At 41.3% G+C, this 15,044-nt stretch carries 14 protein-coding genes; all 14 read right to left on the bottom strand.

Annotated features, from left to right (window positions below; genetic code table 11):
* Positions 1-18: 18 nt before the first annotated feature.
* The 14 genes from ffh to rpmF all read right to left on the bottom strand — a co-directional run bounded on the left by ffh (position 19) and on the right by rpmF (position 14,990).
* The gene (gene ffh / locus PO903_RS13905) at positions 19-1,401 is read right to left on the bottom strand and encodes a signal recognition particle protein (protein WP_069327415.1); all 1,383 of its coding nucleotides are present in this window, start codon (positions 1,399-1,401) and stop codon (positions 19-21) included.
* Positions 1,402-1,489: 88 nt separating this feature from the next.
* On the bottom strand, positions 1,490-1,846 hold the full coding sequence (locus PO903_RS13900) for a putative DNA-binding protein (protein ID WP_069327416.1): 357 nt from the start codon (positions 1,844-1,846) through the stop codon (positions 1,490-1,492).
* Between the two features lie 178 nt (positions 1,847-2,024).
* Positions 2,025-2,675: a PAQR family membrane homeostasis protein TrhA gene (trhA, locus tag PO903_RS13895; protein WP_273593712.1), complete on the bottom strand. Its 651-nt coding sequence runs from the start codon at positions 2,673-2,675 to the stop codon at positions 2,025-2,027.
* 206 nt (positions 2,676-2,881) lie between these two features.
* Positions 2,882-3,889, bottom strand: coding sequence for a signal recognition particle-docking protein FtsY (gene ftsY / locus PO903_RS13890; protein WP_273593711.1), 1,008 nt, complete (start codon positions 3,887-3,889; stop codon positions 2,882-2,884).
* A gap of 62 nt (positions 3,890-3,951) precedes the next feature.
* Positions 3,952-7,521, bottom strand: a complete 3,570-nt coding sequence (gene smc, locus PO903_RS13885; RefSeq protein ID WP_273593710.1) for a chromosome segregation protein SMC — start codon at positions 7,519-7,521, stop codon at positions 3,952-3,954.
* A gap of 159 nt (positions 7,522-7,680) precedes the next feature.
* On the bottom strand, positions 7,681-8,373 hold the full coding sequence (rnc, locus tag PO903_RS13880; protein ID WP_069327420.1) for a ribonuclease III: 693 nt from the start codon (positions 8,371-8,373) through the stop codon (positions 7,681-7,683).
* 12 nt (positions 8,374-8,385) lie between these two features.
* Positions 8,386-9,624, bottom strand: coding sequence for a beta-ketoacyl-ACP synthase II (gene fabF, locus PO903_RS13875; RefSeq protein ID WP_161594245.1), 1,239 nt, complete (start codon positions 9,622-9,624; stop codon positions 8,386-8,388).
* A 116-nt stretch (positions 9,625-9,740) separates the two neighbouring features.
* Positions 9,741-9,974 carry an acyl carrier protein gene (gene acpP / locus PO903_RS13870; RefSeq protein ID WP_069327422.1) on the bottom strand — a complete coding sequence of 78 codons (234 nt, stop codon included), beginning with the start codon at positions 9,972-9,974 and terminating at the stop codon, positions 9,741-9,743.
* A gap of 83 nt (positions 9,975-10,057) precedes the next feature.
* A complete protein-coding gene (gene fabG / locus PO903_RS13865) occupies positions 10,058-10,807 on the bottom strand; it encodes a 3-oxoacyl-[acyl-carrier-protein] reductase (protein WP_069327423.1) in 750 nt (249 codons plus the stop codon).
* A 55-nt stretch (positions 10,808-10,862) separates the two neighbouring features.
* Entirely contained in the window at positions 10,863-11,795 is a 933-nt protein-coding gene (gene fabD / locus PO903_RS13860; protein ID WP_273593709.1) for an ACP S-malonyltransferase, read from the bottom strand.
* Between the two features lie 47 nt (positions 11,796-11,842).
* Complete coding sequence (locus tag PO903_RS13855; RefSeq protein WP_069327425.1) at positions 11,843-12,832, bottom strand: beta-ketoacyl-ACP synthase III; 990 nt, start codon at positions 12,830-12,832, stop codon at positions 11,843-11,845.
* Between the two features lie 86 nt (positions 12,833-12,918).
* Positions 12,919-13,902: a phosphate acyltransferase PlsX gene (plsX, locus tag PO903_RS13850; RefSeq protein ID WP_069327426.1), complete on the bottom strand. Its 984-nt coding sequence runs from the start codon at positions 13,900-13,902 to the stop codon at positions 12,919-12,921.
* A complete protein-coding gene (fapR, locus tag PO903_RS13845; protein WP_069327427.1) occupies positions 13,886-14,482 on the bottom strand; it encodes a transcription factor FapR in 597 nt (198 codons plus the stop codon). Before fapR ends, plsX begins: the two co-directional genes overlap by 17 nt.
* A 334-nt stretch (positions 14,483-14,816) precedes the next feature.
* Positions 14,817-14,990, bottom strand: coding sequence for a 50S ribosomal protein L32 (gene rpmF, locus PO903_RS13840; RefSeq protein WP_069327428.1), 174 nt, complete (start codon positions 14,988-14,990; stop codon positions 14,817-14,819).
* Between the last annotated feature and the right edge of the window lie 54 nt (positions 14,991-15,044).

The raw sequence follows: 15,044 nt of genomic DNA, 5'->3' as shown, positions 1-15,044 counted from the left end.
ACATTGCATTTCCTGGGTTTAACGGAAAGGAAACTTCATTCCCTTGCCACCCATTTTTTGCATTTGTTTCATCATTTTATTGTTCTTGCCGCCGCCCTTAGGATCCATCATATCCGAGAACTGCTTCATCATACGGCGCATTTCATCGAACTGCTTGATCAGACGGTTTACTTCTGCAACAGAAGTTCCGCTACCTGTAGCGATCCGTTTACGACGACTATGATTGATTACCTCTGGATGTTGTTTCTCCTGAACAGTCATCGACTGAACAATTGCTTCAATACGTCCAACTTGCTTATCATCAACTTGAAGATTTTGGTTTTTCATTTTTCCCATACCTGGAATCATGTCCATAATCTGATCAAGCGGTCCAAGCTTTTTCACTTGATCCATTTGCTCTAAGAAATCTTCGAATGTAAATTCGGCATTACGCATTTTGCGTTCCATTTCTTTTGCCTTATCTTCATCGATATTCATTTGAGCTTTTTCGATCAAGGATAACATATCACCCATACCTAGAATACGTGAAGCCATACGCTCTGGATGGAAAGCTTCCATTGCATCTAGCTTTTCACCAAGAGTGGTGAATTTGATCGGACACCCTGTTACGGCTTTGACAGACAATGCTGCACCACCACGAGTATCTCCATCAAGCTTAGTTAAGACTACACCTGTTAATTGCAATTGAGTGTTAAAGTTCTCGGCTACATTGACTGCATCCTGACCTGTCATCGCATCTACAACTAACAGAACTTCATCCGGATTCACTAATTCATGAATCTGGCGCAATTCATCCATCAATTCTTCATCAATATGCAAGCGACCTGCTGTATCAATAATCACGTAATCATTATTGTTATTTTTGGCTTCTTGCAAAGCTTGACGAGCAATCTCAACTGGACTTGTCTGATCTCCCATTGTAAATACCGGTGTATTGATTTGCTCTCCCAGTACTTGCAACTGTTTGATCGCTGCCGGACGATAAATATCGCCTGCAACCAGTAAAGGACGATGATTTTGCTTTTGAAGCATTTTGGCTAGTTTCCCAGAGGTTGTTGTTTTACCAGCACCTTGCAACCCGACCATCATAATAACGGTTGGTGACTTCGCTGCTTTGGCAAGTTTGGACTGTGTTCCACCCATCAACTCGGTAAGCTCTTTATTAACAATGTCGATAATTACCATGCCTGGTGTGAAGCTTTCCATCACATCTTTACCGACCGCTTTTTCTTTCACTTTGGAAATGAATTCTTTTACGACTTTGAAATTAACGTCTGCTTCAAGTAACGCTAACCGCACTTCGCGCATTGCTTCGTTTACATCTTCTTCAGATACTTTACCTTTACCACGAAGTTTGCTAAATACGTTTTGCAGTCGTGTTGTTAAGCTTTCAAATGCCATGTGTCTTCACCTCCGTTTATTTCACGTTAAATAATATATGGTCTGTATATCTATATCGTACTTCTTTACATGTATAAGTATATATGAATTAATCGTTGGCTTCCAAGCGCTCTACAATATCCATCATTTGCGATTGATATTCATGCGTCACTCCACTTGAAGACAATGTCGATTTGAGCTCTTCTAAATCACGCACACGGCGATAATGCTTTTCCATCAGACCAAGCTTTTCTTCGTACATTTCTAATACTTGCTCTGCACGCTTAATATGCTCATACACCGCTTGTCGACTAATACTGAACTCTGCGGCGATCTCTCCTAGAGAGTAATCATCATGAAAATAGTATTTAAGGAACATCTGCTGTTTGTCTGTAAGTAGAAGCTCGTAGAAATCAAATAATGAATTAATTCGGGTCGTTTTATCGAGCCGATTCTCTTGACTCATATGGGGCACTCCCTCCGTCAAGGAAAAACACTTTACACCTCATCAACGTTCTATATCATAGCAAAAAATAAAATAAGATGTCAAGCATAATTACTTAACATCTTATTACTTTTATAAATGAGCTTCAAATATCGATCATGCAAGCCCAAAATATGAACTTTTTACGTCTATTTATCTATTACAAATGAATCGGCAAAACATAAAATAAAATCATAAAGAAATGCAAAATGCTACCTGCGAGCACAAACAGATGCCAAACCGCATGGTGGAAAGGAAATCCACGCCAGACGTAAAAGATCGTACCCAGCGTATACATTAATCCACCAATAGCAAGTAGAATAATTCCACCGCTTGCCATATTCGTTGTCAATGGTTCCCATGCGATAACAATTAACCATCCCATTAAGATATAGAAAATCGTCGACATAAATAGAAAACGTTTGACGAAGTATGCTTTAAATGCACATCCTAAAATGGCGATGCCCCATACGATTCCAAATATACTCCAACCCAGTGCCCCTTTAACAACAATTAACATCAAAGGTGTATATGTCCCTGCAATAAATAGATAAATGGCTGAATGATCAAAAATTTCAAATAAATCTTTGGCTTTGCCCTCTCTGAATCCATGTACTAAGGTGGAACTGGTATACAACAACAGCATGCTGACTCCATAAATCGTAAAGCTTACTACATGCCATGGTGTACCTTTAAGTACAGCAAAAACAATTAAAATAACTAATGCAGCAATACTAAGAGCAGCTCCTATACCATGAGTTACTGCATTTGCTACTTCTTCTTTACGGCTATACGTATGTGTGAGAGCCATAAGTCACTTCCTTTCTTCGATCCAATCTTATCCCCATGCTATATGATCTACTTGATGCTTAAATGTTATGTAAATAACTCTAGATCGTATCTGATAACGAAAATAAAAAGCAGTAGAAATCGGATAAGAGTTATCTCATTTCCGTTTGATTTCTACTGCTATTATAACTCAGTTCTGTATGAAGATGCTACTTTGGCAATCTGGCCCTACTCTTTGGAATCCGTCTTTTCAGCTTCTTCCTCTTCTTGAATCAATCCTGCAAATAAAGCATGAACAAACTGTTCACTATCAAACGGTTGTAAGTCATCAATCTTCTCGCCTAGACCTACAAATTTAACCGGTAAGTCTAATTCTTGACGAATGGCTACCACGATTCCACCTTTAGCGGTTCCATCTAATTTGGTCAATACCAGACCCGTTACGCCACTTTTCTCACCGAATAGTTTGGCTTGACTTAGTGCATTTTGACCTGTTGTCGCATCAAGTACCATCAGTACTTCGTGCGGAGCATCTGGAATTTCACGTTGAATTACACGGAAGATTTTGTTCAACTCATCCATTAGATTGCTTTTATTCTGTAAACGTCCTGCGGTGTCGCATAACAATACGTCTGCTCCACGCTGCTTAGCTGCGCGTACAGCATCATACATCACTGCTGCTGGGTCAGAGCCTGATTGTTGCTTAATCACTTCTACGCCTGCACGTTGGCCCCATACTTCTAATTGCTCAATAGCTCCCGCACGGAATGTATCTCCTGCGGCAAGCAACACTTTTTTACCTTCTTGTTTGAAACGGTGTGCCATTTTGCCAATTGTTGTTGTTTTACCTACACCATTGACACCTACAAATAAAATAACTGTAATTCCACCTGGTTGCATATTTAAGCCTGTATTTTCGTTTCCACGAAGTAAGCCCGTTAACTTCTCAGATAATACAGGTTGTAGTTCAGCAGCATCTTCGATTCGGCGAATACGAACTTCTTCACGAAGATCATCAATAAGCTCCATCACTGTATTTACGCCTACATCAGCACCGATAAGAATTTCTTCTAATTCTTCATAGAACTCTTCATCAATTTTTTTGCGACGAATTACAAGGTCTGATACTTTTTCAACAAACCCTTTACGTGTTTTTTCTAAACCATCGCGGAACTGTTTAGTTACTGTTTCTGTTTTTGTAGAAATGCTGTCTTTTAACTTTTTAAAAAAGCTCATGAGATTCCTCCAGATGATCAATTATATATAGTCCATAATAAGCCTATCAAAATGTAAATAGATTAAGCGATATCTGCTTCTTCATCGTCCAATTTAACAGAAACCAGCTTCGAGACGCCGCCTTCTTCCATCGTGACTCCATATAGCACATCAGCTTCTTCCATAGTGCCTTTGCGATGAGTCACTACGATAAACTGTGTTAATCCTGAAAACTCTCTTAGATACTGTGCAAACCGCACTACGTTCGCTTCATCCAGTGCCGCTTCTACTTCATCGAGTACACAGAACGGTACAGGTTTAACTTGTAAAATGGCAAATAACAATGCCATCGCTGTTAATGCTCGTTCGCCACCAGAAAGCAATTGTAGATTTTGCAACTTTTTACCCGGTGGTTGGGCGACAATATCAATTCCTGTTTCAAGCATGCGTTCAGGATCGATCAATACCAAGTCTGCACGACCTCCACCAAATAACTTACTAAATACCGTACCAAATTGACCACGAATCGCATCAAATGTGACTTTGAAGCGTTTGGACATTTCTTCATCCATTTCGCGAATGACTTGATATAGTGTTGTTTTGGCTTCGACCAGATCGTTTTGTTGAAGCGTCAAAAATTCATAACGTTCATTCACACGTTGATATTCTTCGATCGCTCCTAGATTTACTTCACCCAGATCCATGATTTTGGATTTCAGATGACGCACTTCTTTTTCAGCCACTTCAATATCTTCTGGTAATTCATAATCTCTTTTTGCCATTTCGTAAGTGAGTTCGTAATCTTCACGCAATTTGGCTAAAATATTTTCAAGTTCTACATCCAAGCGATTGACTTGAATTTCTATTTTGCGCAATTCATCTTCAACGGTTTTGAGTTCGTTACGCTGTTCGCGTGTTTCGTTTTCTTCCAGTTCTAACTTTTGTTGAAGTCGTATTCGTTCTGCACGTTTCAATTCAAGTTGTTCACTGGTTTCTGTACGTTTACGGCGTAGACGTTCCAAATCAGTACGTTGCTTCGTTTGTTCACGCTCATTTTTTTCCAAATCTTTAAGAATAACAGCCAGTTGTTCTCGATTGCTCTCCAACTCTTGACCATAATCTTGTGATTCTTCCTGTGAACGGGATAATTGTTCTTCTAGTGAGAAGATTTCTTGACTCAGTTTACCTTCACGAATTTTGAGATCAGTTACTTTTTCTTGCAACTGTTCTTTAGCAGACTCATTCGATTTACGCATTTTTTCTGCATTTTGGATACTATCTTGAATCGCTTGCTCTTGCTTTTGCAATTCAATTAGTTTCTGTTCTGCATCTTTACGAGCTTTGGCAATCCCTGCAAGTTCTTCAGTATAGCTACTTGTCTCTTGTCCATACAATTCATATTGTTCATTCACATGACGTAACTCATGCTCGATTTGTTTGAGTTCGCTTGCGACCTGTTGTTCTTCTGTACGCTTACGATCCCCATCCGCTCGCAATTGATCCAGTCGATGTTCATGATCTTGCAGACGCTTCTGCACATCAATAATTTCTTTTTGCAGACGTTTCACTTGAGACTCGCTTTCAGTGATCTCATTTCCCAACTGATCCAATTGGCGTTTACGTCCAAGTAAATTATTATTCTTTTTGTGCTGACTACCCCCGGTCATCGATCCACCTGCGTTGACAACATCGCCCTCAAGCGTCACGATCCGGTAACGGTATCCTAATTTGCCTGCGATACGGTTGGCTTGCTCTAACGTCTCTGCAATGACTACACTGCCGATCAGACTACCGACTATCGATGCATAACGCTCATCATAGTCGACCAGTTCAGCACCAATCCCGACAAAACCTTCTGCACTTTCAGCAAGTCGTTTGTCATTATCCTGCATTTTGCGTGGACGAATAACATCAAGAGGTAAAAATGTAGCTCTGCCTAATTGACGTTGCTTCAAAAATGCTATCGCTTTACGCGATACTTCTTCATCTTCCATCACCACATGCTGTACTGAAGCACCAAGCGCCGTTTCCATTGCCAGTTCTAATTTCTCAGGCACGGTGATGAGTTCGGCTACAGCCCCGTGTACTCCGTGCAGTTGTGAGTTACGTGAAGCTTTGAGCACTTCTTTAACGCCCAGCATAAAGCCTTCAAAGTCTTCTTGCATTTCCTGCATCGTATCCCGGCGAGACACTAATGCTTCACGACGTTGCTCCCATTTGCGAATGGCTGTCTGCATTTCTTCGCCAGACTTCTGTAACTTATGCAATTGCTCACTATGTTGAATATAATCAACACGTATTTTAGCAATTTCTTTAGCTAATTTATCCGTCTGTAACGCAGAAGCAACTTTGCTATCTTCAAGACGTTTTTTCTCGGCTTTCCATTTACCAGATTCACTTTCTGCTCGTACCATACGGCGTTGTGTATTCTCGGTCTGCTGATCTGCGTACCGAATTTCATTACGAGCTTGTGCCATCGTATTCATCAGTTCTAGCAATTCGCCTTTCAAGCTTTCTTCCTGATGTTGTCCGATACCACCATTAATCTGGATCAGGCTATTTTCTTCTTGAGTAATATTTTGCTGTAGTTCTTGCAATTGCTTCGTTAAGGTAGCGAACTTGGTCTGTAATTGTTGACTTTCTCCTGTACGCTGACTGGTACGTTCTTCACTACGCTCTAAAGCTACACCTAATTGCTTTTGATTTTGTTCTAAATTTAGACGGCGTTCTTTGAGTAATTCACCCAGACCTTCTGATTTCTCCGTCTGCTCGCTATATTGAAGCAGTAATCCTTGTAGTTGCTCTACAGCTTCTTCTGCTTCACGAAGAGCACCACGTTCACTTTCAAGCTTCTCATCATGACCGGATACAACACTTGCTAACTTTTGCTGTACTTTTTCCAGTTCAGCCATTTTGGCACTTGCTGTACTCCATGCGGTATGAATCCGTTCGATACCATGAACATAGAGCGATATTTCTTTATGTTTAAGCTCTTCTTTGAGTTCTTTGAAATGAATCGCTTTGGTAGATTGTTCTTTTAGGGGTTCAATCTGATCTTCTAATTCATGTACAAGATCATAGATACGTAACAAATTCTGCTCGGTATCATCTAATTTACGAACCGCATCTTTTTTACGAGACTTGTATTTCACAATTCCAGATGCTTCTTCAAAAATACCCCGACGATCTTCCGAACGAGTACTTAGTATTTCTTCGATACGTCCTTGCCCGATAATCGAATAAGCTTCTTTCCCTATCCCTGTATCCATAAACAGCTCAGTAATATCTTTTAGACGACAAGATTGTTTGTTGATCAAATATTCGCTATCTCCACTACGGTGTACACGGCGCGTAATCGTAACTTCGCCAAAATCGAGTGGTAGCGTCTGATCTTCATTATCAAGTGTAAGCGACACTTCTGAATAACTTACTGCCTTCCGACTATCACTACCTGCAAAAATAATATCTTCCATTTTGCCACCACGAAGAGACTTGGCACTTTGCTCACCAAGCACCCAGCGGATCCCGTCAGATATATTGCTTTTACCGCTACCGTTTGGTCCGACAACGGCGGTAATACCTTTCACAAATTCCATTTCTGTCTTATCCGCAAAAGATTTAAATCCTGCTAATTCTATTCTTTTCAGGAACATAGTTCGTTGTTCACCTCTACTGCTATTGTAGCATAATTACCTGCTGCTTCATCAATGGAAAAAGAGCAAAAAGCGGTCGATGCCTCTTGATTCACGCAAGCTGGCTGTGACTGCTCTTTGCTCTTTGTTTGTCCTGTAATTGTCAGAAAAGAGAACGGTTTATTTCAACTTCAACCGATTCAATGCCGCGGCAGCTGCCCGTTGCTCTGCTTCTTTTTTAGAACGCCCGGCTCCCTGACCTAAACTCTCTTCTCCCATACATACTTCCGAGACAAACTCCCGCTCATGTGCAGGGCCTTTCTCTTCAATAATACGATACTCCAGTACTCCCATATTGTGATGCTGAGTTAACTCCTGAAGCTCGGTCTTGAAGTCCATCATCTGGAACTGCCCACCTGGAGAAATGCCTGAGAATACATGTGCGTTTAGAAAAGACTTCACAGCTTCTAAGCCTTGGTCCAGATATAATGCTCCAATAAAAGATTCAAAAACATCAGCGAGCAGTGCTGGACGCTGACGTCCGCCTGTCAATTCTTCTCCCTTGCCAAGCAAAACGTATCTGCCAAAGTCGAGCGCTTCCGCAAACTTCACCAACGAAGGCTCGCATACAATCGCTGCACGCAACTTCGTAAGTTCACCTTCAGGACGCTCAGGATATGCATTGTACAGGTACTCCGACACTGTCAATTCCAAAACCGCATCACCCAAAAATTCCAAACGTTCATTATCTTGATGTTGACTAAAACGATGTTCGTTCACATACGAAGCATGTGTGAACGCCTGTTTGAGCAATTGACGGTTTTGAAATTGGATTTGAATTTGCTGTTGTAGCTGTTTCACATCTCCGTTCAAGAAACTGACTCCTTACACTTCAAATTTCTTCAGGATGACTGAGGCATTATGCCCCCCAAATCCAAAAGAGTTGGACATTACTACATTCAAATCTGCTTTGCGCGCTTCATTCGGCACATAGTCTAAATCACATTCAGGATCTTGATTATGCAAATTGATCGTAGGAGCGATAATCTGATTTTCTAAAGATAGTGCACAGATTACAGCTTCAATACCACCAGCTGCTCCTAAAAGGTGACCTGTCATCGACTTGGTCGAACTTACAGCGATGTTATACGCATGATCGCCTAATGCTAATTTGATTGCTTTGGTTTCAGACTTATCGCCTACAGGAGTCGATGTACCGTGAGCATTGATATAATCAATATCTTCCGGTGCAATACCTGCACTACGAATCGCCATTTTCATACAACGAGCTGGACCATCAGGATCAGGCTCTGTCATATGGTGAGCATCTGCGCTTAGTCCATAACCAATCACTTCAGCGTAAATATGAGCTCCACGTTTTTGAGCATGCTCCAGTGATTCAAGAATCATAATTCCTGAACCTTCACCCATTACAAATCCATCACGACCGGTATCAAACGGACGACTTGCGGTTGTTGCATCATCGTTACGTGTAGACATCGCACGCATCGCACAGAAACCACCCAATCCCGAAGGACGAATCGTTGCTTCAGCACCACCGGTAATCATAACGTCTGCTTCACCATCACGGATAAATTTGAATGAATCTCCTATGGCATGACTACCACTTGCACACGCACTGACAGGAGCCAAGTTAGGTCCTTTAGCGCCGTGAAGAATAGATACATGACCAGAAGCCATATTCGCAATCATCATAGGAATAAAGAATGGACTTACTCGCTTTGGTCCTTTTTGCATCAAAATAGCATGCTGATCTTCAAATGTACCTAGACCACCAATACCTGATCCGATAATAACCCCAACACGCTCAGGATCTGTATCTTCTGCAATATTAAGTTTACTGTCTTTCAAAGCTTCAACCGTTGCTGCTTCTGCAAATTGAACAAAACGGTCCATTTTGCGAGCTTCTTTACGTTCCATATAATCTTCTGCATTGAAGTCTTTCACTTCAGCAGCAATTTGCGTAGGATAACCACTGACATCAAAACTTTCAATGGTACTTACACCGGATTGACCGGTAATGATATTATTCCAAAATGTATCTTTGTCTTTACCAAGGGAAGTCATAACTCCCAAGCCTGTAATTACTACTCTATGCTTCAAACACATTCACCTCTATATCGACTGCATGTGTATATTTTTTGTTCCATCCAAAAGACGCCAAAATGAGGAGAAGTCCCGGCCCGCTAACAAGCAGGTAACGGGACTTTAGTTAAGCCTTAGGTATGAGATTGTATGTAAGTTACAACTTCACCTACGGTCGTAATTTTCTCCGCATCTTCGTCAGAAATTTCCAAGTCAAACTCATCTTCCAATTCCATAACAAGTTCCACTACATCAAGCGAATCTGCGCCAAGATCATCTTTAAAAGATGATTCCAATTTAATTTCAGCTTCGTCAGCTCCCAAACGGTCAATAACGATGCGTTTTACACGATCCAAAACATCAGACATCCGTTTCACCTCCTCTTCCAAAGTATTATACGAAAATCACACGTAAAAAGCCACATATCCCTAAAAGAGATATTGTACTTCTTTTACATGTACATACCGCCATCCACATGAAGCGTCTGTCCTGTCATGTAAGAAGCTGCTGGTGATACTAAGAAAGAAACAACCGATGCAATTTCTTCGGGTTGACCGAGACGTGCAAGCGGAATACCTTCTAGCATTTTGTTACGCAGTTCTTCACTCAGTTCATCCGTCATATCTGTTGCAATAAATCCGGGCGCCACACAATTCACTGTGATGCCACGTGAAGCTAATTCTTTTGCGGATGCTTTGGTTAAACCAATTACACCTGCTTTGGCTGCGACATAGTTGGCTTGTCCAGGGTTACCCAGTACACCTACTACAGAAGAAATATTAATAATACGACCGTAACGTTGTTTCATCATCGGACGTGTAACCGCTTTGAGGCAATTAAACACACCTTTGAGGTTCGTCTCAATGACTTGATCAAATTCGTCTTCTTTCATTCGCATGATCAGGTTATCACGGGTAATTCCTGCATTATTAATCAAAATGTCGATTTTACCAAAAGTTTCGTTAACTTGTTTGACCATAGCTTCGGCTTCTGTAGCTATTCCTACATTAGCACGAACAGCAAAAGCTTTGACGCCTAACTCTTCGATCAGACGTACGGTTTCGTTAGCAGCATCTTCACTACCCGCATAGTTAACTGCGATATCTGCTCCAGCTTCTGCTAGTGCAATCGCAATACTACGACCTATGCCTCGTGAAGCTCCTGTAACCAAAGCAGCTTGTCCTTGAAGTGGCTTACTCATAACATACGCATCTCCTTTTCAAATGAATCATCTGATCCGGCTTCTGGAGGGAAGATTAAACTTCCACTTGAAGTGCTTCTATACTTTCCAGACTGCTTATATTAATCAAGCGTACATTTTTATCTATTTTTTTAATTAATCCTGTTAATACATTACCAGGGCCAATTTCGATAAAAGTATCTACACCTTCATGAATCAGAAAACGAACACTATCTTCCCATAATACAGGAGAGTATACCTGTTCTACCAGTAACGCTTGAATATCGCTTCCCTGAGTCACTGTTTTGGCTGTTACGTTCGCCACAACCGGTACAGTCGCATCACGGAAAGATACCGTTTGTAAACGCTCAGATAATTGATCTGCTGCTGATTTCATCAAAGAAGAATGGAAAGGCCCACTCACTTCAAGCATAATCGCACGTTTGCCACCGATTTCTTTCACTCTTGTTGCTACAGCATTTACGCCTTCTACCGAACCTGATACTACAATCTGTCCGGGACAGTTCACATTAGCCAGTTCCACTGCATGTCCTGTAGCTGAAATCTCAGCACACAATGCCGCTAAAGGTTCACGTTCTGCTCCAAGTACAGCAGCCATAGCTCCTTGACCGGATGGAACAGCTTGCTCCATATATTGACCACGTGCACGTACAATCGCTACAGCTTGATCAAAATCCAAAGCATTAGCGGCTACAAGAGCACTATATTCTCCAAGACTATGACCTGCTACATAATCAGGTGTAATATTTTTAGATTTTAAAGCTTCAAACAAAGCGATACTTGCCGTTAACAAAGCAGGCTGTGTATTCGCTGTTTGTTTCAATTGCTCTTCAGGTCCTTCAAAAGCAAGTTCACTGATGCTAAAACCTAATACTTCATCAGCTGTTTTGAACAACTCTGCTGCTTGAGGTAATGCATCGTAAACGTCTTTTGCCATACCTACTTTTTGAGCACCTTGACCTGGAAATACAAATGCTATTTTACCCATAGGAATCATCTCCTCCCTATTATCTGTTACCAATCAGATTCGTTGGATTACCACACTAATACAGATGCGCCCCAAGTTAGACCGCCGCCAAAACCAACCATAACGACACGATCGCCTTCTTTGATTCGTCCTTGTTCCACAGCTTCTACTAATGCTAGTGGAATAGATGCCGCAGAAGTATTCGCATATCGATCAACATTGATCATCACTCGATCTTCTGACAACTCTAGACGGTTCATCGCGGATTGAATAATACGGATATTCGCTTGGTGAGGAATCAAAATATCGATATCATCTTTAGTCATTCCTGCTTTGCGAAGAACTTCATCGGTTGCTGAACCCATCACACGAACGGCAAATTTGAAGACTTCACGTCCACCCATACGAATATAATGTTGATTGTTGCTTAGCGTTTCTGCGGAAGCTGGCAATCTTGAACCGCCTGCTGGCATTGTTAATAATTCGCCACCAGAACCTTCAGCACCAAGATCGAATGATTTAAATCCACGACCTTCGCCCACTTCACCGATAATCACTGCTCCAGCACCATCACCGAACAACACACAAGTGTTACGATCGGTATAGTCTGTAATACGTGATAACGTATCTGCTCCAATAACCAAAGCATTTTTATATAAACCCATTTGCAACATACTTGTTGCAGATGCTAGTGAATAGACAAATCCAGAACACGCTGCTGATAAATCGAAAGCCGCCGCATTTTTTGCACCTAATTTATCTTGCAAAATACAAGCGGTTGAAGGGAAAAATGTATCTGGTGTAATCGTAGCTACTACAATTAAATCCAATTCTGTTGCATCCATACCTGCTGATTCCAATGCTTTGAGTGCTGCTTCATAGGCTAAATCAGAAGTTGCTTGCTCTGGAGCTGCAATATGACGCTCACGAATACCTGTACGACTGACAATCCATTCGTCATTCGTTTCAACCATTTTTTCAAGATCTGCATTTGTTAATATTTTTTCAGGAACATATTTTCCTGTTCCGATAATACCGATAGGTAAAACATTAATCATTGGTGTCACTCTCTTCCCACTAATTTCCTCATCGTTTTCGTTCCACGTCATTACGGTGGGGATGGATAAAACATGACGCAAGATGCTTATTGTATAACTTCTTTAGATATATTTTCAACCAACTGATTGCTGATCGCTATTCTTGCCTGACGAACAGCATGCTTAATGGCTCCAGCGTCAGATGAACCATGACTTTTGAGAACAAGTCCGTTCAATCCAAGTAAAGGAGCACCTCCATGCTCTTTGTAATCCAGCTTGCCTTTGAGACTGCGAAGTTCGGGCATTAATAATGCTGCCCCAATCTTGGTCTTGAGCGATTTGCTAAATTGTTGTTTGAGCAGTGAAAACATCGCTGATGCTGTACCCTCAAGTGACTTTAACATAATGTTGCCTGCAAAACCATCGCAGACCAACACATCACAGACTCCATTAAGTACATCGCGAGCTTCTACATTTCCTACAAAATTAATAGGCAATGCTTCTAGTAATGGGTACGCTTCTTTGGTTAATTCATTGCCTTTGTTGGCTTCTGTACCTACGTTCAATAATCCTACACGCGGGTTAGTAATACCATGAACTTTGTCTCTATAAATGCTACCCATCAGCGCATACTGTGCTAGATGTTCTGGTTTTGCATCCATATTAGCTCCAAGATCAAGCGCAAGTGTTCCGCCATCGTCGATCGTTGGAATCATAGGCGCCAGCGCAGGACGCTCAATGCCTTTGATACGACCAACAACGAGCAAACCTGTTGTCATCAGTGCGCCTGTATTCCCTGCTGAGATCATCGCTTGAGCATTGCCTTCTTTGACCATGCGACCTGCTACAACCATTGAAGCGTCTTTTTTACGACGAACAGCTTTGACGGGCTCATCTTCTGCTTCAATAATTTCAGTCGTGTGTACTATTTTTAAGTTGGATGGAATCTCTGTCAGTAGTGCTCGAATACGAGTCTCGTCTCCAACTAAAATGATCTCGGTATCTTTCCATTCTTTGGCGGCTTCGAGTCCACCTAATACATTGCTGTCTGGAGCGTGATCTCCGCCCATCGCATCAATGGCGATTATCATGATCTACTCCTCCTTCATGCTGTTCTTCACCATCTGAACGATAGATTGTAAAGTTTCCTTGGAATACCATTTCTTCACCAACATACGTCAGTACTTCTACTTTGGCTTTTCCTTTACGTGCAGGATTAGACTGCACATATGCTTTGGCAATACACTTTTCACCCAGATGAACCGAGCGGACAAATCTGATATCTGCCGATGCTGTCAAAGCAATCGCATCATTGATCACAGCGACCGCTAATGAATTCGCCTGTGCAAAAATGTGATGTCCACGTGCAATCTGTGTACGAGAAAATATATGTTCTTCACGAATCTCAAAAATAGAGATTCCGCTTTTGTCGAGTTGCAGATCAACAACATCTCCGATAACTTCATCTAGAGGAAGTGATTTTACCTGATCGTAGGAGCGCTCAGCCATCAATTTCATTCGCTCACGCAACTCCGGTATTCCAAGTTCCATTCGATCTAGACGAATCGTCTGAATACTGACTTTTAATTGTCTGGTTAATTCTTGATCAGTCACAAACGGATTCTCTTCGATAATCTTCACGAGCCGTTGTTGGCGCTGCCGTTTGGGCAAACGTTCGATGGCTACGCACCTCCTTCGTGTTACGCAAATCGCACACAGATTTTAAAATTAAAGATACAACTTGAAAAGTTCTATCCGGATACTACTGTATTCAAAAATATATGTAAACCTATTCGGTTTTAGTTTAATTTCATGTTGCCGTTCATTTTTTAGAACCTGGTACTAAGAATGTAGTATAAAGCATATTGAACTAAAAAGAAAGTGTCTGGTCTAGGTTATCCGCTAAACACGATTTTTCTGTGAACATTGTGTTTGATATACCAAATTATAAATATACAAAAAAATAGTACTTCACCAAATGATGAAGTACTACCTTTGTGAAAGACTATTGTTTGATAATCTCTCTTGATTTGTATGTTCCGCATACTTTGCAAACGCGGTGAGCCAATTTCATTTCTCCGCATTGCTCGCATTTCACCAAACCAGGTACTGCCAATTTAAAATGTGTACGACGTTTATCACGACGTGTTTTGGAAGTTCTCCGTTGAGGTACTGCCATTGTTCCCACCTCCTTCATCTAATCAATCTTATCCAATGAACATATTACATGATC

It is taken from the genome of Paenibacillus sp. PK4536 (assembly GCF_028594455.2).
GTDB lineage: Bacteria > Bacillota > Bacilli > Paenibacillales > Paenibacillaceae > Saccharibacillus > Saccharibacillus nuruki.
This window is presented reverse-complemented; position numbering and strand designations above follow the sequence as displayed.